Annotated in this window: 18 protein-coding genes; 5 read left to right on the forward strand and 13 right to left on the reverse strand. The window is 74.0% G+C overall.

Annotated elements, in window-relative coordinates:
• Positions 1-358 precede the first annotated feature (358 nt).
• The gene (locus ACZ5OX_RS18165; RefSeq protein ID WP_465630949.1) at positions 359-1,660 is read right to left on the reverse strand and encodes an IS256 family transposase; all 1,302 of its coding nucleotides are present in this window, start codon (positions 1,658-1,660) and stop codon (positions 359-361) included.
• A gap of 338 nt (positions 1,661-1,998) precedes the next feature.
• On the opposite strand from ACZ5OX_RS18165, the gene ACZ5OX_RS18170 reads away from it, so the two are divergent.
• The 3 genes from ACZ5OX_RS18170 (at position 1,999) to ACZ5OX_RS18180 (ending at position 6,682) form a co-directional block, all read left to right on the forward strand.
• A complete protein-coding gene (locus ACZ5OX_RS18170) occupies positions 1,999-2,982 on the forward strand; it encodes a helix-turn-helix transcriptional regulator (RefSeq protein ID WP_465630951.1) in 984 nt (327 codons plus the stop codon).
• A 567-nt stretch (positions 2,983-3,549) separates the two neighbouring features.
• Positions 3,550-4,971, forward strand: a complete 1,422-nt coding sequence (locus ACZ5OX_RS18175) for an APC family permease (protein WP_465630953.1) — start codon at positions 3,550-3,552, stop codon at positions 4,969-4,971.
• A 73-nt stretch (positions 4,972-5,044) separates the two neighbouring features.
• On the forward strand, positions 5,045-6,682 hold the full coding sequence (locus tag ACZ5OX_RS18180) for an amidohydrolase (RefSeq protein WP_465630954.1): 1,638 nt from the start codon (positions 5,045-5,047) through the stop codon (positions 6,680-6,682).
• 109 nt (positions 6,683-6,791) lie between these two features.
• On the opposite strand, the gene ACZ5OX_RS18185 is transcribed toward ACZ5OX_RS18180, so the two are convergent.
• From ACZ5OX_RS18185 to ACZ5OX_RS18195, 3 genes are all read right to left on the reverse strand, one after another.
• Positions 6,792-7,499 carry a TetR/AcrR family transcriptional regulator gene (locus tag ACZ5OX_RS18185; RefSeq protein WP_465630956.1) on the reverse strand — a complete coding sequence of 236 codons (708 nt, stop codon included), beginning with the start codon at positions 7,497-7,499 and terminating at the stop codon, positions 6,792-6,794.
• 95 nt (positions 7,500-7,594) lie between these two features.
• Positions 7,595-8,998 carry a helix-turn-helix domain-containing protein gene (locus ACZ5OX_RS18190; protein WP_465630958.1) on the reverse strand — a complete coding sequence of 468 codons (1,404 nt, stop codon included), beginning with the start codon at positions 8,996-8,998 and terminating at the stop codon, positions 7,595-7,597.
• Positions 8,999-9,100: 102 nt separating this feature from the next.
• Complete coding sequence (locus ACZ5OX_RS18195) at positions 9,101-9,874, reverse strand: DUF4232 domain-containing protein (RefSeq protein ID WP_465630960.1); 774 nt, start codon at positions 9,872-9,874, stop codon at positions 9,101-9,103.
• A gap of 328 nt (positions 9,875-10,202) precedes the next feature.
• Here ACZ5OX_RS18195 and ACZ5OX_RS18200 point away from each other — a divergent pair, with 328 nt between their 5' ends.
• Together ACZ5OX_RS18200 and ACZ5OX_RS18205 are read left to right on the forward strand one after the other, a co-directional pair.
• A complete protein-coding gene (locus ACZ5OX_RS18200; protein ID WP_465630961.1) occupies positions 10,203-10,529 on the forward strand; it encodes an antibiotic biosynthesis monooxygenase family protein in 327 nt (108 codons plus the stop codon).
• Positions 10,530-10,632: 103 nt separating this feature from the next.
• Positions 10,633-11,043, forward strand: a complete 411-nt coding sequence (locus ACZ5OX_RS18205; RefSeq protein WP_392919885.1) for an ArsR/SmtB family transcription factor — start codon at positions 10,633-10,635, stop codon at positions 11,041-11,043.
• 226 nt (positions 11,044-11,269) lie between these two features.
• Here ACZ5OX_RS18205 and ACZ5OX_RS18210 read toward each other — a convergent pair whose 3' ends face one another.
• The 9 genes from ACZ5OX_RS18210 to ACZ5OX_RS18250 form a co-directional block, all read right to left on the reverse strand.
• The gene (locus ACZ5OX_RS18210) at positions 11,270-12,664 is read right to left on the reverse strand and encodes an ABC transporter ATP-binding protein (RefSeq protein WP_465630962.1); all 1,395 of its coding nucleotides are present in this window, start codon (positions 12,662-12,664) and stop codon (positions 11,270-11,272) included.
• A 14-nt stretch (positions 12,665-12,678) separates the two neighbouring features.
• Positions 12,679-14,490 carry an ABC transporter permease gene (locus ACZ5OX_RS18215; protein ID WP_465630963.1) on the reverse strand — a complete coding sequence of 604 codons (1,812 nt, stop codon included), beginning with the start codon at positions 14,488-14,490 and terminating at the stop codon, positions 12,679-12,681.
• A gap of 108 nt (positions 14,491-14,598) precedes the next feature.
• Positions 14,599-14,814 carry a hypothetical protein gene (locus tag ACZ5OX_RS18220; RefSeq protein ID WP_465630965.1) on the reverse strand — a complete coding sequence of 72 codons (216 nt, stop codon included), beginning with the start codon at positions 14,812-14,814 and terminating at the stop codon, positions 14,599-14,601.
• A 77-nt stretch (positions 14,815-14,891) separates the two neighbouring features.
• Positions 14,892-15,281 carry a winged helix-turn-helix domain-containing protein gene (locus tag ACZ5OX_RS18225; protein ID WP_465630966.1) on the reverse strand — a complete coding sequence of 130 codons (390 nt, stop codon included), beginning with the start codon at positions 15,279-15,281 and terminating at the stop codon, positions 14,892-14,894.
• 92 nt (positions 15,282-15,373) lie between these two features.
• Complete coding sequence (locus ACZ5OX_RS18230) at positions 15,374-17,023, reverse strand: NRAMP family divalent metal transporter (protein WP_465630968.1); 1,650 nt, start codon at positions 17,021-17,023, stop codon at positions 15,374-15,376.
• A gap of 425 nt (positions 17,024-17,448) precedes the next feature.
• Positions 17,449-17,652, reverse strand: a complete 204-nt coding sequence (locus ACZ5OX_RS18235) for a hypothetical protein (RefSeq protein ID WP_465631418.1) — start codon at positions 17,650-17,652, stop codon at positions 17,449-17,451.
• Positions 17,649-18,566: a LysR family transcriptional regulator gene (locus tag ACZ5OX_RS18240; RefSeq protein WP_465630969.1), complete on the reverse strand. Its 918-nt coding sequence runs from the start codon at positions 18,564-18,566 to the stop codon at positions 17,649-17,651. Before ACZ5OX_RS18240 ends, ACZ5OX_RS18235 begins: the two co-directional genes overlap by 4 nt.
• A 3-nt stretch (positions 18,567-18,569) precedes the next feature.
• Positions 18,570-19,487 carry a formate dehydrogenase accessory sulfurtransferase FdhD gene (gene fdhD / locus ACZ5OX_RS18245; RefSeq protein WP_465630970.1) on the reverse strand — a complete coding sequence of 306 codons (918 nt, stop codon included), beginning with the start codon at positions 19,485-19,487 and terminating at the stop codon, positions 18,570-18,572.
• A gap of 26 nt (positions 19,488-19,513) precedes the next feature.
• Positions 19,514-20,815 carry an MFS transporter gene (locus ACZ5OX_RS18250; protein WP_465630971.1) on the reverse strand — a complete coding sequence of 434 codons (1,302 nt, stop codon included), beginning with the start codon at positions 20,813-20,815 and terminating at the stop codon, positions 19,514-19,516.
• Between the last annotated feature and the right edge of the window lie 148 nt (positions 20,816-20,963).

The following is a 20,963-nucleotide window of genomic DNA, read 5'->3' on the forward strand; positions in this document are numbered from 1 at the left end:
TGGTCGACGGAGCCGAGGCTCACGGACCCCAGCCGGAGTCCCCGCAGAGGGAGTTGTGGGCGGTGAGGGAAACCACGGACAGGCGCGGCCGGTCGTGGAGTCGCAGGCCCACCACGGCGGCCGGTCGAACGGTGCGCATCCCGGGCATCTTGTGGACGCGAACGGCAAGGCTTGGCATCGCGAATTCCTCTTCCTGAGGAGGGCGGTCTGCCCTCTTCGCTCTGAAACGCATCCTGCCGAAGGCCCAAACGTGCTTGGAAGCTCTCTTTGTGATCGTGAACACGCAATGCGGGAACCGGAAGCCCGGGCAGATCGTGTCAAAAACAGACAGACATGATCCAACCCCCGCCTGGCTCTGTCAGATCAGTGGTGGGCGCCGTGCGGAGACGGGCACTCCGGCGCGCCGCAGCGAGCCCCGGCGCAGCTCCCCCCGGACGGCGGGCCAGTCCTCGACCCCCGGCCGCCCCGCCCCGGCCGGCGACTCCAGGGCGAGCGTCGCCAGGTAGGCGCGCTTGAGCGCGGCCCGTTCGTCCTGCACCCGGCCCGCGGACTGCTCGATCCGGCGCAGCCGGGCGTGCAGCCGCTCCAGCGCGCCCCCGCCCGTCAGCAGCCGCCGCGCCTGCGGGCCGAAGCGGAAACCGGGCGCCAGCAGCGGCCAGCCCGAGCGCCACACCCGGAACACCTCGCGGTGGCTCGGCCCCCACTCCCGCTCGGCCTCGGCCAGCCGCTCCAGCGCGGCCGCCTCGGTCGCCGCCGTACAGGTCCCGCGCAGCGCCCGCGACAGCGCCGCCCAGTCCTCGCCGGGCGCGTGCCGCAGCGCCGCGTGCAGCAGGTGGGCCACCGAGCCGTGCACCACGGTGCTCGGCCACTGCTCGGCGGCCGCCTCGGCCAGCGCCGCACCGGTGCCGCCGACCAGCACCCAGACCTCGCGCACCCCGCGCTCGGCGAGCCCGGCCAGCACCTGCGGCCACTGCTCCCCGTCCGCGGCCGGCCACAGGCCCAGCACCTCGCGCCGGCCCTCGACGGAGACCCCGAGCGCCAGGTGCACCAGCGGCCCGCCCGAGCGGCCGCTGCGCACCGAGTCGACGAAGACCACCGGGTAGACCGGGTCGAGCCGCCGACCGCGCCGCTCGGCGAGCTCGTCGAGCACCTGGTCGGTGATGGCCGAGACGGTCTCCCTGCTCAACTCCACCCCGTACACCTCGGCCAGGTGCGCCACCAGCTCGCCCGAACTGAGGCCCCGCGCGGTCAACGAGATCACCAGCCGGTCGAGCCCGGGCAGCCGCCGGGCCCGGGGGAGGACGGCCTTGGGGGTGAAGCTGCCCTCGCGGTCCCGGGGCACCCGCACCTCGACCGGGCCGATCTCGGTGAGCAGCCGTCTGGCCCGGGCGCCGTTGCGGCCGTTGGTGCCGGGACCGGACCCGGACCCGGAGCCGGAGTCCGAGCCGGAGCCGCGCAGGTGCTCCTGGAGTTCGAGCTCCAGAGCACCCTCGATCAGCTGCTTGGCGAAGGCCTGGAGGATCCCGCCGTCGCCCAGCAGCCGGACCGCGCCGGAGCCGACCTGCGCGGCGGCGGCCTCCGCGAACTGTCGTACCAGGCGCTGGTCCACCAGGCCGGCGAGGGCGGCGGGCGGTGTCGCTGGGTCGGAATCAGCTCGCAACTGGGGGTGCCTTCCGTCTGTAGGCCGTTCCACGCGCCGACCGCCCGCTCCGGGCGCCCCACGGGGACGCCAGGTGCGATGCGCCGGCAATCCCCCGGGTCACCGCTGCCGGGCGCGGCCGTGATCGTGACCGCCACCGTCGGCTCCCCCTCCTGCGTGCTCACCCGACTACTGTCAGCCGATGATTTCCGCGCCCATTGGGCGTACACTCACGGCTGTCGGAGCCCGGGGGGCGGCGTCCGAACGGCAGTCACCTCCATCTTGCCGGTTCTGATGCCTGGCGGTAGCCGGTACGGGCATTCGTGAAACCGCAATGCCGAAGCCGGAAGGATGCCCAGATGTGCCCAAGCCAGGACAACTGCGCGGAAAGGGGAACACCCCAGCTCTGCGACCGGGGCATCGAGTTCTACCGCACGGCGCTGGCCGAGGGGGAGGCGACCGGCGAAGCCCCCGAATGCCTGCTCGCCATGGGGCTGCTGCGCCCGCTGCCCGGTTCCGGTGACCGGCTGGCCCCCGTCCCGCCCGACATCGCCGTCACCGGGTTGGCGCGGCCGCTCGAACTCGCCGTACTGGAGCACCAGGAACGGCTCGCCGCGCTGCACACCTCCTTCCACGCCGCCGAGCACGCCTACCGCGACGTCATGCGGCGGGCCAAGCTGCCGATCCGGCTGCTGGCGGGCGAGGAGATCAACCCCGCGCTGGAGAAGGCCGTCGCCGCCTGCTCCGAGGAACTGCTCACCGCCCAGCCGGGCGGCGGCCGCAGGCCCGAGCTGCTCGCCGACGCGCTCCCGCGCGACCTCGCCCTGGCCGGCCGGGGCGTGCGCCAGCGCACCCTCTACCAGCACACCGTGCGCTCGCACGGCCCGACGCTGGCCTACATCGAGCAGGTCACCGCCCAGGGCGCCCAGGTGCGGACCCTGAACGAGGTCTTCGACCGGGTGATCATCTGCGACCGCACCACCGCCTTCATCCCGGCCGGCGCCGACCGCGAGGCCGCGGCCATGCTCATCGAACTCCCGCCGCTCGTCGAGTACCTGCTCAAGATCTTCGAGCTGATGTGGGAGCGCGCCGAACCCGTCACCTACCAGCAGGGCCACCACCGCCCCCGGCTGCTGACCGCCCGCACCCGGCAGAACGTCCTGCGCCTGATGGTCAACGGCTACACCGACGAGGCCATCGCCTCCCGCCTCGGCATGAGCACCCGCACCGTCTCCAGCCACATCCAGAAGGCCAGCGAACTCCTCGGCAGCCGCAGCCGCGGCCACCTCGGCTACATCATCGCCCGCCAGGGCGTCCTCGACGAGCCCCTCGACGAACTCTGACGAGGGGGCAGTCGGCCCGGGGCCTGGAAACGCCGCCGCCATCTCGTAGGTGACGAGGACGATCGGGTAGGCGTCGCCGGCCTTGGTGCCGTAGTCGAGGGAGAGCGTGAGGTCGCCGTCGGTGTCGGCCGCGGTGGAGGAGGCGGTGGTGGCTTCGACGGGCTTGGCGGCGCCGGTGGAGATCCTGGCGCTCTTCAGGTTGTCGACCTGGGCATAGGACAGCTCCGCGTAGCCGACGGAGTTCTTGACCTGCTTGATCTGGGCGGAGACGCCGGCGCTGCCGTTGGCGGACTGGCCGTCCTCGCCGTTCCAGGCTTTGGTTGACCGGGAGGTCGGCGCGGGGCGCGACGGCCGGCGCCCGGGTGCCCGTTCTTATGACAACGGCATTGACGTGTGCGGGCGCCGCCGGTTTCATGGCTCGCACTTCCCGCCCGCGTCACCCCCTCCGACCGGTGCGGGAGCTCCCCCACACGCGCACCCCACGACCAAGGCGGTGATCCGTTGGCATCGACGGTGAAGGACACGGGCGGCAGTCCGAGAGCGGACGCACGAGCCTCCCACGTCGCGATGCGACAGTCGCTCGGCCTGCTGGACGGAGCGGCGATCGCCGCCTCCAGCACGGCCGCCACGAGCAGCATCGGGATCGGCCTGGGCCTGATGGCCGGGGTGGTCGGCCTGCACCTGCCGGCGATCATGCTGCTGGCCTTCCTGCCGGTGCTCGCCATCGCCGGCGGCTACGGGCGGCTGAACGCCGTCGATCCGGACGCGGGCAGCAGCTACCGCTGGGTCGGCCGCACCCTCAGCCCCTGGCTGGGCTTCCTGACCGGCTGGGTGAACACCGTGGGGACCGTGGTCTTCATGGCGTACACCACGACCGTCACCGGCTCCTCGATCATCCAACTGCTCGACCAGGCCCATCTGCGCAGCGTCGCCGGGCTGCGGCTCGACGCCGACTCGACCGTCCAGTGCACCCTGCTCGGCCTGGTGGTGCTGGTGGCCGCCGCACTGGTCGCGGTGCGCGGGCTGGACCTGGCGGCCCGGCTGCAGAAGGCACTGCTGGTCTTCGAGTACGCCGTGCTGCTCGGCTTCTGCGGCTACGGGCTGTTCGCCGGGGACCAGCCGTTCTCGCTCCAGTGGTACAACCCCTTCGACATCCCCTCCTTCGGCGCGGTCGCGCAGGGCATGGTGCTCGCGGTCTTCTGCTACTGGGGCTTCGAGTCGGTGTTCAGCGTCGGCGAGGAGGTCCGCGACCCGCGGGACGCCTCCCGGGGCGGCCTGATCGCCCTGGTGGTGATGCTGCTGCTCTTCCTGCTCGCCGGCACCGCGTTCCAACGGGTGCTGCCCTTGGACGAGTTGGCCGACAACGGCGCCCACGGGCTGACCTACTTCGGCACCAAGCTCGCCCAACAGCCGCTGGCCGCACTGCCGTTGATCGCGCTGATGTTCTCCGCGGTGGCCTCGCTGCAGTCCTCGGTGATCCCGACCGCGCGCGGGATGTACGCGATGGGACGTGACCGGGTGCTCGGCCCGGTCTGGACCCGGCTGCACCCCCGCCACGCCACCCCCGCCGCCGGAACCCTGCTGATCACGGGGATCGCCGTCCTGCTGGCACTCTGCTCGGTCGCCATCCCGACCGTCAACGACCTCATCTCTGCCGCCGTCAACGCCATCGGCATCGTCGTCGCGCTCTACTACGCGCTGACCGCCGTCGCCGCCGCCGTCCGGTTCCGCGGCCTGCTGCGCACCGCCCCGCTGGAGGGGCTGCGCGCGGTGGTCGGACCGCTGCTGGGCGCGGCGGCGCTGCTCGCCGTCGGCGGCTACCTCGCCTGGACCTTCTACGACTCCGCGGACCACTTCGAACTCGCCGCCGACAACGGGTGGTTCGAGCTGTCCGTGGTGATCCTGATGATCGTCAGCGGGCTGCCGGCGGCGGCCTGGGCCCGCTGGCGGCGGCGCTCGCCGTACTTCCTGGGGGAGACCTCCGGGTAGGACCCGTACGGCGCATGATGCGTGAAGCACGAAGCACGACCGAGCACGACCACCCGAGAACGGAGCACCACCCATGACCGAGGCCGATCTGGTCTTCACCCACGGCCCCGTCCACACCGGCGACGCCGCCCGCACCCGGGCGAGCGCCCTGGCCGTGACCGGCGAACGGATCACCGCCGTCGGGCACGACGAGGTCCGGGAGCTGATCGGGCCGAGGACCGAGGTCGTCGACCTCACCGGCAAGCTGCTGCTGCCCGGCTTCCAGGACGCCCACATCCACGCGGTGGGCGGCGGCGCGGAGTTGGCGTCCTGCGACCTCACCGGCACCGTCGGCGTCGACGACTACCTGGCGCGCATCCGGGCGTACGCCGAGGCGAACCCGGAGCAGGAGTGGATCACCGGCAGCGGCTGGTCGATGGAGAGCTTCGAGGGCGGCCTGCCCACCCGGCACCTGCTCGACTCCGTCGTCCCCGACCGCCCGGTCTACCTCACCAACCGCGACCACCACGGCGCCTGGGCCAACACCCGGGCGCTGGAACTCGCCGGCCTCACCGCCGACACCCCCGACCCGGCCGACGGCCGGATCGAGCGCGAGGCCGACGGCACCCCCGGCGGCACCCTCCAGGAGGGCGCCACCGCCCTGGTCGCCCGACTGATCCCGCCCTCGACCGCCGCCGACCGGCTCGACGGACTGCTGCGCGCCCAGCGCCTGCTGCACTCGCTCGGCATCACCGGCTGGCAGGACGCCCTGCTCGGCGAGTTCAACGGCATGCCCGATCCCTCCGACGCCTACCTGGCCGCCGCCCGCTCCGGCGCTCTGACCGCCCGGGTGACCGGCGCGCTCTGGTGGCAGCGCGACCGCGGCGCCGAGCAGATCCCCGAACTCGTCAGGCGCCGCGCCGAGTTGAGCCACGGACGGTTCCGGGCCGGCTCGGTGAAGATCATGCAGGACGGCATCGCGGAGAACTTCACCGCCGCGATGACCAGCCCCTACCTGGACGGCTGCGGCTGCGCCACCGCCAACACCGGCCTCAGCTTCGTCGACCCGGCGGCGCTGCGCGGGTACGTCACCGAACTGGACGCGCTCGACTTCCAGGTGCACTTCCACGCGCTCGGCGACCGGGCCGTGCGCGAGGCCCTGGACGCCGTCGAGGCCGCCCGCACCGCCAACGGCCGGCGCGACACCCGCCACCACCTCGCCCACCTCCAGGTGGTCCACCCGGACGACCTCCCGCGCTTCGCCCGGCTCGGCGCCGTCGCCAACATCCAGCCGCTCTGGGCCGCCCACGAGCCGCAGATGGACGAGCTCACCATCCCCTTCCTCGGCCCCGAACGCGCCGCCTGGCAGTACCCGTTCGGCGCCCTCCAGCGGGCCGGCGCCACCCTGGCGGCGGGCAGCGACTGGCCGGTGAGCAGCCCGGACCCGCTGGCGGGGCTGCACGTCGCGGTCAACCGGATGGAGCCGGGGGCCACCGACGGGCGGGTCTTCCTGCCCGAACAGCGGCTCGACCTGTCCTCCGCGATCGCCGCCTACACGGCCGGCAGCGCCCACCTGAACGGGCACGACGACGCCGGGGTGCTGGCGGCCGGGAACCTGGCCGACCTCGTCGTGCTCGACCGCGACATCCTCACCGGGCCGCCGGAGGAGATCGCCCACGCCCGGGTGCTGCGGACGTACGTCGGCGGGGAACTGGTGCACGCGGCGCAGTGAGCCGGCCCGGGGCCGGAACGGCCGTCGGTGGTGAGCCCGGGGGCCCACCACCGACGGCCGGCCGCGTTCCCGCGCGCCCTCGTCCTCAACCGCCCGCGCGCCCTCGTCCTCAGTCGCCCGCCGCCCGCAGCCGGGCCTCGGCGGCCTCCAGCAGCAGGTCCAGGGCGTACGGGTACCCGCTGTGGCGCATGTCGGTGGTGAGCAGGTGGGCGGTGGCCGCGATGTGCGGGTGGTCGGCGGCGTCGAGCCGGGCGTAGGAGCCCTGCCAGACGCGGAGGTCGGCGTTCTGGGCGGCGGCCGGGAGGGCGAGCGCGGCGGCGTCCAGGGCGGCGAAGCCGAGGCTCTGGTCGACGAAGGCGTGGTAGATCCGGACGGCCTCGGGGTCGGGGAAGCCCGCCGTGCGCAGGACGCCGAGGATCGCCTCGACGGCGGCGATCTCGTGGGTGCGGCCGGTGGTGCGGTGGGCGGCGAGGATGGCGGCCTGCGGGTGGGCCTGATAGCTGGCGTGGATGCGCAGGCCGATGGCGCGCAGGTCGGCGCGCCAGTCGCCGGTGGGCCGCCAGCCGCGCTGGGCGCGGCCGATCAGTTCGTCGGCGATGGCGAGCAGCAGGTCGTCGGTGCTGTGGAAGTAGCGGTAGACCGCGCTCGGGTCGGCGCCGAGGGCCGCGCCGAGCCGCCGCACCGTGAGCGCCTCGGCGCCGTGTCCGCCGATCAGCCGGATCGCCGTGTCGACGATCAGTTCGGCGGACAGCACCACGCCCTGCTTGGTGGGGCGGCGCCGGCGTCGCTGCGGTTCGGGCACTACGCGGTCGGTCATCCACCGAGGTTATGCCAACACCGTTGACATAGGCCAGAGGGCGGATGGCGCGGGCCGGAGGGCGGGCGCCTTCCGCCCCCGGCCGGCGGTCGGGCTCAGCCCTCGTCGTTGTCCGGGGCCCAGGCGGTGCCGTTGTGGAAGTAGGTCGGCGCGCCGTGCCTGCCCACGGTCCGGAACGGCTGCTGGTCGCCGAGGCCCACCCGCATGGTGCCGCTGCGGCCGTCCTTGCCGGTCCACACCAGTTCGAGGAACCAGCTGACGTCCTGGGACCGGGTGGAGGCGTCCACGTCGATCACCTGCGGGTCGTTGGCCGAGATCCGGTACGGGAAGTCCGTCGTGGCGGTCTTCCGTTCGCCCTCCTTGCCCGGGACGGGGACGGCGCGCGGCGTGGCCGCGTCGAGGTCCACCGCGAAGGCCGCCGGTTCGAGCCCGCCGCCGCAGCCGGACCCGGGCGTGTAGGCGTTCCACTTGGGTGCGGGCCGGGTGCTGACCACCTGCACGTACATGGCGTTCAGCACGACGGTGTCCGAGTCGGCGCCCAGGGCGGTCAGCTCGATGCGCAGGTGTCCGGCGGGCACCATGCGCTGGGAGGCCGCCCAGCTGTCGATCCGGCCGGAGGACGACGGGGGCGGGGTCACCTGGGCGGGGGAACGGGCGGAGAGGAACCACTGGCTGCAGAGGCTGCCCCAGTTGTTGTTGAGGACACTGACGTGGAACGGCGGGGGGAGCTCCTCGGGGATCGCCGAGGCGGTCGCGGACGGGGTGTCCGCGGCGGCGGGGTCCGAGGCGGCGGGGTCCGAGGGGGCGGGCGGAGCCGGGGCGTCGGTGGGCGCGGCGCCGGCCGCCGCACCGGCGGCGACGGGCGGTGCGGCAGCCGAGGGGGCGGCCGCGGGGGCGGAGGTGCGCGGGGTGCCGCCGGCTTCGCGCAGGACGAGGCCGGAGACCACGGCGGCCAGCACGGCCACGGCGGTCGCGCTCAGCAGCACCCGGGTGCGGGTGCGGCGGCGCGGCCCGGCGGGCCGGGCCGAGGGGGTCGCGCTCGTCACCTCCGCTCCCTCCTCCGGTAGGGCGGCTGACGGCCGGTCGGGCCCGGCGGCCGGCCGAGGCTCCGGCTTCTGGCCGGGTTCCTGGCCGGGCTTCGGATCGGGTTCCTGGCCGGGCGTCGGATCAGGCTCGGGTTCCGGCTGGGCCTCCGGCCGCGGTGCGGGCGCCGGTCCGGTGCCGGCCGGGGTGCCCGCGGCGGAGGACTCCCGGCGGCGGGCCGCGTCGGCCAGGATCCAGCGGCGGTGCAACTCGACCAGTTCCTCGGCGCCGGCCCCGCAGACCCGGGCCAGCCGTTCCACCGGCGCGTACTCGGTCGGTACGGCGGCGCCGTTGCAGTAGCGGTGCAGGGTGGAGGTGCTGACGTGCAGCCGAGTGGCCAGGGCCCCGTAGCTGCGGCCCGAACGCTCCTTGAGTTCGCGCAGCACCGCCGCGAACTCCTCGGTCTCCACACTCATCTGCTGCCCTTCCCCCACCCCGGGCCGGCCCGGGATGCCGTCGATCCGCGGATCACCGTACCGGTCACCGTACCGGGAGCGGGGGGAGCGCGACGCAGCAGGTCAGCTCCGGCCGGCCGTCTCGGTGGAGGAGGCCGCGTCGGCGACGTCGTCCCGGTACAGGCCGACCTTGGGCTGCTTGCCGACCTTCGCGCCGGCGCCGAGCGGGAAGGTCCGGGTGTCGGAGTTGGGCATCTGGTCGTCGGCCAAGACGTTCAGCTGGTCCACGTCGGCCACGCTGCCGCTGCCGGGGTTGAGGTCCACCACCGCGTAGGTGCTCTTGCCGGGGGCCAGCGCGTGGGCCGGCGGGCCGCCCAGCCCGCCCGGAACCAGCGGAGTGAGGTCGTCGCCGTGGTCGGGGGCCTTCGAGCTCCCGAGGTTGACGAGCGGGTAGTAGCTCAGACCGCAGTAGGTGCCGCCCTGGTTGTGCACCTCGATCACCCGCTGGTCGGGCGACCCGGTCCTGGTGGTCACCTTGACCGTCAGCTTGTCGGCCTTGCAGGAGTGGGTGTAGGCGTAGGCCTCATCGCCACCGGCCGCGGCCGCGCCGCCCGTGGCGGGGACCACGGGGGTCTTGGGGCGGGCCGTGCCGGCTCCGGCGGGAGCCGCCGGGGCGGGAGCAGCGGCCGTCGGCTGGGCGGCGGGGGCCGCCGGAGCCGGGGCCCCGGGAGCGGGGGCGGCGGTGCCGGGCGCGGTGGCCGAGGCGGACCGGGCGGGCTTCGCCGCGTCGCCGCCGCCGTCGGGCCCACAGGCGGTCAGGGTGAGGGCGGCGCCCAGGGCGAGGACGGCCGGGACGAACAGGGCACGGCGGGCGGACACGGCACGGCGAGCGGACATGGAGGTTCCCCCGTAACGGATCGCGGACGGAGCCGCGGATGAAGGAGTGGACGGGGCGGCGGGCCATCGGCACCGGCCGCTGGGCAGAACTCTGGTCCGCCGTCCGCCCGGTCCGCCAGGCTTCCCGGCCAGGCCGGGACACTGGAACGGTTTCACGCCCTCTGACCTGCGGTTTCGTGCCCGCCTGGAACGGACTTCCGGAACGTTCCGCAGGCCCTTCGCGGGGGCCGGGGCGGGAACGGAACCACCGGGGACCGGGTGAACCGTGTGAACCGGGGGAACTGCTGTGTCGTCAGATGTCATCAGCCGGAACTGATGGGAGACAGAGATGATTCTGGTCGTGTTCAGGTCGCGCTTCTCGGAGCAGGTCGACGGCGACTACCGGATGACGGACGACCACCTCGCCGAGAAGGCGCGGGCGGTCTACGGTGACGACCTCGTCCGGGTCAAGAGCTACGAGGCCGCGGACGGCGAACGCCTGACCCTGGTGTGGTGGCGCAACCCGGAGACGCTGGCGCAGTGGCGCGCCGACCTGGAGCACCGGAACGCCCAGCAGCAGGGGCGGGACAAGTGGTACTCGTTCTACGAATTGAGCGTCACCGACGTGCTCCGGACCAGCTCGACCCTGGAGCCGGAGGCGTACCCGGCGCGCTGACCCCGGCGCGAACGCCTGGCGCGAACGCCCGGCGCACGCCCCGGGGCTGCCGTCGGATCTTCCCGGCCCCGGGCGCGCGGGCGCACCTCGGTACGATCCCTGTATGGGTGGTGCGCGGGATGAGGCCTGGGACGCCGAGGCGGCGGAGCGGGCGGTGGCGGTGCTGAAGGCGGTGGCGGACCCGTCGCGCTACCGGCTGCTGTGGGCGCTGAGCGGCCGGGAGCTGCCGGTGAGCGAGCTGGCCGAGCTGTTGGGGGCGCACGTGGCGGCGACCTCGCAGCACCTGGCGAAGCTGCGGGCGGCCGGACTGGTGGTGGCCCGGCGGGAGGGCACGCGGATCTTCTACCGGGCCACCGAGGTGCGCGGGCTGCTCACCGAGGCCGCGCTGATCGCCCAGGACCTGCCCGACCGTCGCGACGGCGGCGACGACGGAGCCGCTCCGGCCGGTGCGACCGCCCCGCAGCCCTTCGCCCGCGCGGCCCGCGCGGTGCGCCGCCGCCCGGCGACCGGGTAACCGGGTAACCGGAAGGCGGCGGTTCCGAGGACGGAGCGTCTGTCCGACGTCCCTGTGCTCTCCGTCCGGTCGACGTGTCGGCACGACGGGTGCGCCGGCCCCGACGGCATTCTGCGCAGGGGCGGCAGGGGCACGGGGCGGGGGCGGGGGCGGGGGCGCCGGGGTTCGCCGGTACCGCCGTCCGCCTGTCCGTCCGCCGGTCCGTCCGCCCCCGGTCCGGCAGCCGCTACTGCAGCCGGTACTCCTGCCGGTCGGCGTCGTACGCGAAGAGCCCCGCGTAGCGGCCCCAGTCGGTGGCGGTCTCCAGTTGCCGGTCGGTCTGTTCGACGGTGTAGTGGCGGCCGAGCAGGTCGCGCAGGAAGCCGGTGCGGACGGTGGCGCCGGGCCGGCCGCCGAGGCTGTTGGCGATCAGCTTGACCAGCGGGACCTCCAGGGCCGCGGCGGCGAAAACCGCGCGGGAGTCCTGGGCGTCGGCCCCGGCGTAGGCGGCGCCGGTCTCGGTGAGCAGCAGGTCGTCGCCGTGGACCTCGGCGAGCCCGAGCAGGTCGAGGGCGTCGACCTGGGGGAGCAGGTCGTCGATGTCCAGGCCGAGTTCGTCGGCGAGCCCGGCCAGGTCGCAGCTCCCGCCGCGGTGGGCGACCGTCTCGGCGAGACCGGAGAGGCCGTCGACGCTCGCCGGGGGTAGCGGGGTGCTGGCGACGGTGCGCCGATCGGGGTCGGGGTCGTGGCCGGTGCGGCCGGCCGGTCGGGTGTCCATGGGCCGGCCGGTCATGATCCGGTACACCCGGTCCACCAGTTCGTCGAAGGCCGCCGATTCGCGGTCCCGCGGCCGCTCCAGGGCGACCTCGACGGTCTCGCGGATGGTCCCGTACGGGCGGGCGCCGAGGACCACGACGCGGTCGGCCATCAGCACCGCCTCCTCGATGTTGTGGGTGACCAGGACGACGGCCCGGGTGGGGAACTGGCCGGAGTCCCACAGCTCCATCAGCTCGCCGCGCAGGTTCTCGGCGGTGAGCACGTCGAGGGCGGAGAACGGCTCGTCCATCATCAGCACGTCCGGTTCGACGACCAGCGCCCGGGCGAAGCCGACCCGCTGGCGCATCCCGCCGGAGAGCTCCTTGGGGTAGGCGGACGCGAAGCCGGTCAGGCCGATCAGGTCGATGGCCTGGGCGGCGGCCCGGGCACGCTCCCGGGGCGGCACCCCGCGGGCCTCCAGGCCGAGCTCGACGTTCTGCCGGACGGTCAGCCAGGGCAGCAGCGCGAAGGTCTGGAAGACCAGTGCGGTGCCGGGGTTGGCGCCGGTGAGCGGGGTGCCGCGGTAGCGGACGGTGCCGGAGCTGGGCGGGATGAGCCCGGCCAGGCAGCGCAGCAGGGTGGACTTGCCGGAACCCGAGCGCCCGAGCACGGCGACGATCTCGCCGGCCCGCACGGTGAGGTCGATGCCGGAGAGCACCGGCAGTTCGCCGGCCGCCCCGGCGTAGGCCTTGGTCAGGCCGGCGGCCTCCAGCAGCACCTCCTCGCCCCCCTCGGGAGCCAGCGCGGGGCCAGGAGCGGGGCCGGGAACGGGAACGGGAGCGGTGGGAACGGCGGTGGTGGCGCGGAGGCGGAACGGGAAGCGCATCGGCGGACTCCGGACTACAGCGAGTAGCGGCGCTCGGCCAGCCGGTACAGCCGGCGCCAGAGCAGACGGTTGAGGACGACGACGTACAGGCTCATCACCGCGACTCCGGCGAGCAGGCGCGGGTGGTCACCGTGCTCGGCAGCCCGGGCGATGTACGCGCCGAGGCCGGTCGCGGTCAGCGTGGTGGAGCCGAAGGTGACCACCTCGGCGACGATGGACGCGTTCCAGGCGCCGCCCGAGGCGGTGATGCCGCCGGTGACGTACGCCGGGAAGACCGCCGGGATGATCAGCCGCCGCCAGCGCTGCCAGCCGCGCACGCCGAGGTCGTCCATCGCCTCGCGCAGGTCGGTGGGCACGGCCATGGCACCGGCGATGGCGTTGAACAGGATGTACCACTGGGAGCCGAGGGCCATCAGCAGGATGCCGCCGAGGTCGATCGACACCCCGGTGCGCAGCAGCAGCCAGACCACCAGGGGGAAGAGGAAGTTGGCCGGGAAGCCGGCCAGCACCTGGACGACGGGCTGGGCGATCCTGGTCAGCCGGGGCGAGAAGCCGATCTTCACACCGATCGGCACCCAGACCACGGTGGCCACCGCGACCAGCACGAGCACCCGGGCGAGGGTGGCCAGGCCCAGCAGCAGCGGCTCGCCGAAGACGCCGAGGCCGGTGCGGTCGGCGAGGTAGCGGCCCAGATCGAGGACGCCCCACAGCACGATGCCGCCCGCGACCAGGGCGAAGGCCACGTCCCCGGCCCGCCGTCGGCCGGGGCGGGCCGCCGGCGGACGGGCGGCGGTGCCGAAGACCCGCCCGACCCGGTTCAGCACCCGTCCGGCCGGGCGCAGCGCCCCGCCGAGCGCGGCGGGCAGCCGGGAGCGGCGCAGCAGGTCCAGTACGACCGAGCGCTGCACCTCGGTGGCCTCGGACTGCTCGTTCTTGAAGCGCTCGGCCCAGGCGGTGAGTGGCCGCCAGAACAGGAAGTTGACGCCGATCACCAGCACCACCATGGTGGCGATCGCCCAGCCGACCCGGCCGAGGTCCCCGGCGGCGATGGCCGCGCCCGCGTACGAGCCGACCCCGGGCAGCGCGTACCGCCGACCGTCCACGGTGATCGCCTCGGAGGCGACCAGGAAGAACCAGCCGCCACCGAAGCCGAGCATGCCGTTCCAGACCAGGCCGATCATCCCCGAGGGCAGCTCGACCTTCCAGAACCGCGTCCACCGGCTGAACCCGAACGAGCGGGACAGCTCGTCGAGTTCGCGCGGCATCGAGACCAGCGCCTGGTAGAAGGCGAAGGTCATGTTCCAGGCCTGGGAGGTGAAGATGGCGAACACGGCGGCGCACTCGAGGCCGAGCACCGAGCCGGGGAAGAGCGCGAGGAAGCCGGCGACCGCGACGCTCAGGAAGGCGAGCACCGGCACCGACTGGAGGATGTCCAGGGCCGGGATCAGCACCCGCTCCAGCCGGCGGCTGCGGGCGGCGGCGTAGGCGTAGCAGAAGGTGAAGACGACCGAGACGGCGAGCGCGGCGAACATCCGCAGCAGCGAGCGCACCGCGTCGTACGGCAGCCGGGCCGGGTCGGTGTCGACGGCCGCGTCCCGGACGGCGGAGAACCGGACGGAGCCGCCCTGGCCGAGCCGCAGCACCAGGTAGAGCAGCACCAGGACGGCGGCCGCGACGACCAGGTCCACCCACACCCGTCCGCCGAGGAGGCCCGCCGTCCGGACGGGCAACAGGCCCGCGGACCGGCCGCCGGGCAGCGGGCTCCGGGAGCGGCCGCCCGGCAGCGGGCTCCGGGAACGGCCCGGGGCGGGCTTCAGCAGGGTCATGGCGGTACCTCCGGCGCAAACCCGGGCAGTCTGCTCCCTCGGTACGTCCGTATGCAAACCCGTCCCGCATGTCGTCCCGCATGACGTACCGCCCCGGGGCCCGTCCGGCTAGGGCCTGCCCGACGACTGCCGCCGCCCGCTGCCGGCCAGCAGCAGGGCGAGCAGTAGCCCGGCGACCGAGGCGCCGACGAGCGCGCCGGACAGGAACAGCCGCAGCGGGTGGGGCGCGAGGCCGACGGCGAGGCCCTCGGTGGTGATCAGGAGCAGGACGCCGCACAGCGCGGTGCCTCTGCCGGTCCGGGGGAACAGGACGGTTCGGGTCATCGCGGGGCCCTCCTTCGACGGGTGTCGTGTCCCTCGGCGGGACGGTCGGGTGGTCGGGCGGTCGGGTGGTCGGGCGGTCAGGCCGTCCGGGCCAGCCGGGGGTCGTACTTGTAGCCGATCTGCCGGACGGTGGCGATCGCCTCCCGGTGCCCGGGGCCGAGCTTGCGTCGGATCCGGGCGATGTGGGTGGCGACGGTGCGGGAGTCGCCGGTGTCGGTGCGGCCCCAGACGTTCTCCATCAGCTGGCGCCGGGAGTGCACCCGCAGCGGGTTGCCGACCAGGTGGGCGAGCAGTTCGAACTCCAGGTACGGCATGGTGACCTGGCGGCCCTCGACGGTGACGGTGCGCTGCTCGGTGTCCACCACCAGGCCGGGCGCGGGGAAGGGGCGCGGGGCCGGGCGCCGGTTCGAGGCGGGTGCGGGGTGGTCCGAGAAGAGGGCGTCGAGCCTGGGGTAGCGCAGGGCCATGGTGGTCGGACTCCTTCGGGGTCGGGGCGAACGGGGTGGACGTCGGGGCGGACGGGGGGCGGGGGCGCCGGTCCGCCGGCCCGGCCCGCGGCTCAGTGGTCGAGCGCGGTCTGGACGATCTTGATGACGACCATCGCCATCGCGAGCAGCAGGTAGGCGCGCAGCGCGCCCATGCCGACCTTGCGGGCGGTGGACATCACCGGCTTGTCGAGGGTCTCCAGCGGGGGCATCCGCCAGTTCTCCCGGCCGGTGCGGTCGACGGGGTCCTCCTTGGTGCCGCGGCGCCCGGCGGTGAAGGAGTACCCGGCGACGAGCACCCCGGCGACGCCGCAGCCCGCCATGATCCACAGGATGGCCCCGGAGCTGATGTCCGGCCAGACCACGGCGGCGGTGAGGATCAGCGAGAGCATCACCAGGACGCCGACCACCGCCGAGGTGAAGGCGTTGGTCCTGGGGCCGTTCACCCAGGGGCCGAGCACGGCCCGGTCGTTGCAGAGCAACAGCAGGAAGACGGTCGCGGACGGCAGCAGCACCCCGGCCAGCACCTGGACGAACTGGGTCATCAGGCCCTGGGTGTAGTCGGTGGAGAGCAGCGTGATCGCCGCCGCCGCGACGACCAGGCCCGCGTAGATCCCGTAGAAGCCCTTGGCGCCCTTCACCCCGCGGTGCAGCGAGTGCCTGATGCCGAAGACGTCGCCGATCGCGTACGCGGTGGACAGGGAGACCGCGAAGGCGCCGATGATCGAGGCGTCCAGCAGTGCGACGGCGAACAGCACGCCGGCCAGGTGTCCGGCCTTGTCCTCGATGCCCCGGGCGACGGCGGCCGCGTCGGAGAACTGGCCGAAGCCGTCGGTGCCCGTGAAGGCGGCGGCGGTGAGGCCCATCATGGCGGCGGCGCCGACGATGACGATCACGATGCCGATCCAGAGGTCGGCCTTCTCGTACTTCATGAAGCGGGGGGTGATCCGCTTGTCGATGACGTAGGACTGCTGGAAGAACAGCTGCCACGGGGCGACGGTGGTGCCGACGATGGAGACGATGACCAGCATCACGGCGGCGAGTTCGCCGGCGCCTCCGGGCATGCTGGGCACGACGAAGTCGTGGGCCATCTGCGAGGTCTTGGGGTGGATCATGAAGTAGATCGGGACCAGCAGCAGCGAGCCTATGCACAGGGTGACGGCGACCCGCTCGAAGCGCTGGAAGGAGCCGGTGAAGGCCGAGGCGATGATGATCCCGGCCGCCAGCACCACCGAGGCGACCTTCGGCAGGCCCAGGTACCCGGCCGCGAGCGTCACCCCGATGAACTCGGTGACCAGCGTCAGGGCGTTCAGCAGGAACAGGTCGATGACGCTGAACGCGCCCCAGAACTTGCCGAAGCGCTCCAGGATCAGCCGGGCGTGGCCGACGCCGGTGACGGCGCCCAGGCGCAGCACCATCTCCTGGTTGACGTAGAGCACCGGGACGAGCATCAGTAGCGTCCACAGCAGCTTGGTGCCGTAGTTCTGCCCGGCCTGGCCGTAGGTGGAGAAGGCGCCGGCGTCGTTGTCGCCGACCATCACGATCAGGCCGGGGCCGACGATCGCGAGCAGGGTCTTCAGCCGCGCCGACAGGCCGTGGCGCGGGGTGTCGTCGTCGAGCCTGATGGTGCCGAGCGCACCCTTGATGTCGCCGACGTGCGCGTCGTCGAGGACGGCCGAACGCGGCTCGGGGACCGTGGAGTTGAGAGTGGCGTGGATGGTCATGACGTTTCCTCCCTGGGCCCCGGGCAGGCGGGGCGGGTCGGAGGCAGGCGGCAGCGCTCCCTGCAAGCGGGCACGGCGCATCGACACGCGGTGGCGCGGCCCGTACGCAGGCGTGCGGGCACGGCGGAACCGCGTGTGGAAACGACGTGTCGTCGTGGCTGACTGATCGTCAGGGCATCGTGCAGGGAAAGGTGTTACCGCATGCCGGAGGTGTACGAGGGCAAGCGGGGGTAGGGGCAACTGTGGCCCGGACTACTGCAATCCATGTCTCTCGCCTCCTCCCGGCCGGCGCACCCCGTGGTGCGTGTCATCGACGCGGCAAGGAGTTCACCGGCCCGCGGAACGCGACCGCCGGTTCACCCCAACTCGTCCGAGCTTAGCCCTGCCCGGAGGCGATACTTGCGCACTTGGTTAAATCTTTACCTTCAGGCCGTCCTCGTCACGGTCACCTTCAGGTGCTTCATGATCGGCTGGTCGCTCTGGGTGCTGTAGTCGCCGATCGCGCACAGCACGTTCAGCTCCGGCACGTACCCGGCCGCGCAACCGGGGCAGTCGAAGCCGCCGTTCTCGTGGTTCATCCGCATCACGACCCCGGTCCGGCGGTCGGGCCCCGCGCGTCGAGCGGTCACGCCGTCGGCAGGCTGCCGAGCACGGCGGCCACCTCCGTGCGCCGGGCGACCTCCAGCAGCGCGCGGGCCATCACCGAGCCGGGCTCCCGGGCGGCGATCACCAGCCCGATCGGCGCGCTGTGCGCCGGCTCGGCGAGCGGGACGGCCCGCATCCCGCGCGGCACGCCGAACACGTGCAGCCACGCGTACGGCACCACGCTCGCCCAGTGCCCGGTGCGGACGTGGGCGAAGAGCGAGGCCACCGAATCGGTCTCGACCCGCGGCGTCGGCTCCAGCCCGAGGCCGGCGAACACCGCGTCCAGCACCCGGCGGCCCTGCATGCCCGGGTGCAGCAGGCACAGCGGCAGCCGGGCGGCCTGCGCCCACGTCACCCGCGGGTGCTGGGCCGGCTCGTCGGCCGCGCCGGTCAGCAGGACGTACCGCTCCTCGTACAGCGGGAGCGCGCGCAGGTCCTCGTGGCCCGGCCCGGGCAGGTAGGTGACGCCCGCGTCGATCTCGAAGTTCCGTACCAGGCGCAGGAGTTCCTCGGAGCGCAGATCGGTGGACAGCTCCACGGCGGCCAGCGGGTGAGCGGTGCAGAACGGCCCGGTGAGCAGCGACACGGCGCCCGAGGCGGTCGGCACCGAGCCGATCCGCAGCCGTCCGCTCAGACCGGTGCGCAGCGCGTCCACCTCGTCCCGCAGGGCGTCCCGGTCGGCCAGGATGCGCTGCGCCCGCAGCACGATCCGCTCGCCCTCGGGGGTCAGGCCCTCGTAGGCGCGGCCGCGCCGCACCAACAGCACCCCGAGCTCGTCCTCCAGCTTGCGCAGCGCCTCGGACAGGGCCGGCTGGGAGACGTGGCAGGCCTGGGCGGCGCGCGCGAAGTGGCGCTCCCGGGAGAGCGCCACGAGGTACTCGAGCTGGCGGAACAGCATCGCCTACTCGATCCCGGGGACGGCGGTGCCGGTGGCGGCGGTGCCGTGGCCGTCGGTGCGGGTGGCGGCGGTCGTGGGGCCGTCGGTCGTGGGGCCGTCGGTGTCGACGCGGTCGGTGCGGGTGTAGACGTTCATCGAGTCGCCGCGCAGGAAGCCGACCAGGGTCAGCCCGCTCTCCTCGGCGAGGTCCACGGCCAGCGAGGACGGCGCGGAGACCGCCGCGAGCACCGGGATGCCCGCCATCACGGCCTTCTGCACCAGTTCGAAGGAGGCCCGGCCGCTGACCATCAGCACCGTGCCGCGGGCCGGCAGCAGGCCCTCGCGCAGGGCGTGGCCGACCACCTTGTCCACCGCGTTGTGCCGGCCCACGTCCTCGCGCAGGCAGAGCAGCCGCCCGTCGGCGTCGAACAGCCCGGCCGCGTGCAGGCCGCCGGTGCTGTCGAAGACCTTCTGGGCGGCGCGCAGCCGGTCGGGCAGCGCGGAGAGCAGTTCGGGGGTCACCCGCAGCCCGTCCTCGGCGACGCTCCACGGCGCGGTGGTGCGCACCGCGTCCAGGCTGGCCTTGCCGCACAGGCCGCAGGAGGAGGTGGTGTAGAAGTTGCGCTCCAGCGAGGCGTCGGGGGCGGGCACGCCGGGGGCGAGCAGGACGTCCACCACGTTGTAGGTGTTGCCGCCGTCGGCGGTGGCGCCGGCGCAGTAGCGGATGCCGGCCACCTGCTCGGCGGCGTGCACCGCGCCCTCGCTGACCAGGAAGCCGGCCGCCAGGTCGAAGTCGCTGCCGGGGGTCCGCATGGTCACCGTCAGCGGACGCCCGCCGACCCGGATCTCCATCGGCTCCTCGGCCGCCAGGGTGTCGGGACGGTACGAGGGCATGCCCTGGCGCAGGCGCAGCACTCTGCGGGGTACGGTCACTCGGCCCATGCTCGTCGGCTCCTCGGTGCTCTCCGTCAGGTCTGTACGGATGAATCCTCCCTCCTGACGGCGGTGCGCGGCTGTGGCGGGTCCGGCAGGTGGCGGCGGCTGTGTGTCGCGGTGACCGCCAGGCAGAGCAGGCCGACGGCCGCCATGCCCGCCAGCAGCGCCGGGTAGGAGGCGTGGCCTGCGGTGCCGGCGAGCAGCAGCGGGGTGAGGAATCCGCTGGAGGTGGTGCTCTGGTAGAGCGAGGCGGAGGTCGGCCCGGAGGCGGGCGGGGTCAGCCGCTCCACCTCGTGCAGCCCCGCGCCGAGCGTCAGCCCGTACCCGGTGCCGAGGACGACGGCGGCGGCCACCACCAGGCCCACCGAGTCCCGGGCGGCGGCGAGCGCGCCGAGCAGCAGTCCGACGATCACGGTGGCCATCGCGGTGAGGGTGGCCCGGGCGCTGTCCGCGTCGTCCAGCCGGGCGGCGAAGGGCTGGGCGACCACGCCCGTGGCCAGGGTCAGCGCCGCGACCAGACCGCTGAACAGCGGCGCGTAGCCGGGCACCCGGTCGGCGACCAGTGGCGGCAGCACCACGTACGCCACGGTGGCGGCGCCGAGCACGGCCGGGCTGGCGGGCAGGACGACGTAGCGGAACCGGGGGTGGCGGACGGCGGCCGTGCGGGGCGGCGGCGGTGTGCCGTGCACCGGTCCGGTGCGGTCGCGTTTGCCGGGTCCCGCGCCGGGTCCGTCGCCGTTGCCGTCGCCGTCGCCGTCGCCGCGGCCGCGGGCGGTCTCCGGGAGCCCGCGGGTGGCCCGCAGCACCAGCAGGCAGCCCAGCGCCTGGGCGAGGGCGGGCAGCACCGTCGGGGCGGGCAGCCACTCGGCGATCACCCCGGAGGCCAGCGCACCCGCCGCGAAGCCCGTACCGGTGGCGTACATCGCCCGGCGGGCGCTCCGCTCGGCCGGGACGCCGGGCCCGGACAGCTCGCGCAGCCAGGCCGTCCCGGCGAGGAACACCAGCCCGGCCGCGAAGCCGGTGGCCAGCCGGGCGGCGTACACCGACGGCTCGTCCGGCAGGGCCAGCACCACGCTGGCGGCGGCGGACAGGCCCAGCGCACCGCGCACCGTCCGCCGCCGTCCGTACCGGTCGGCGGCCGGTCCGCCCAGCAGCAGACCGGGCACCAGGCCGAGCAGGTAGACCGAGAACATCGCGGCGAGCGAGAGCGCCGACCAGTCGGTGCGCGCCCGGTACACGGAGGCCAGTGCGGTGAACTGATTGGCGCCCCAGGCGGCGACGGCTACGGCGGCCGCCGCCGGGAGCCAAGCGCTGGTGGGGTGCGGCACGGGCATTCCACCGGTACGCATTCCACCGGTACGCATTCCATCGGTACGCATTCCATCGGTACCGCCCATGCGCTGTTCTGCCCCGTTCCCGACTTTCCGGCCATTCCTGGATTTCCGCAGGTCCAGTGTGTGGTCCATCGTTCCGGAGCGTCAA

This window comes from Kitasatospora sp. NPDC032121, from assembly GCF_055580145.1.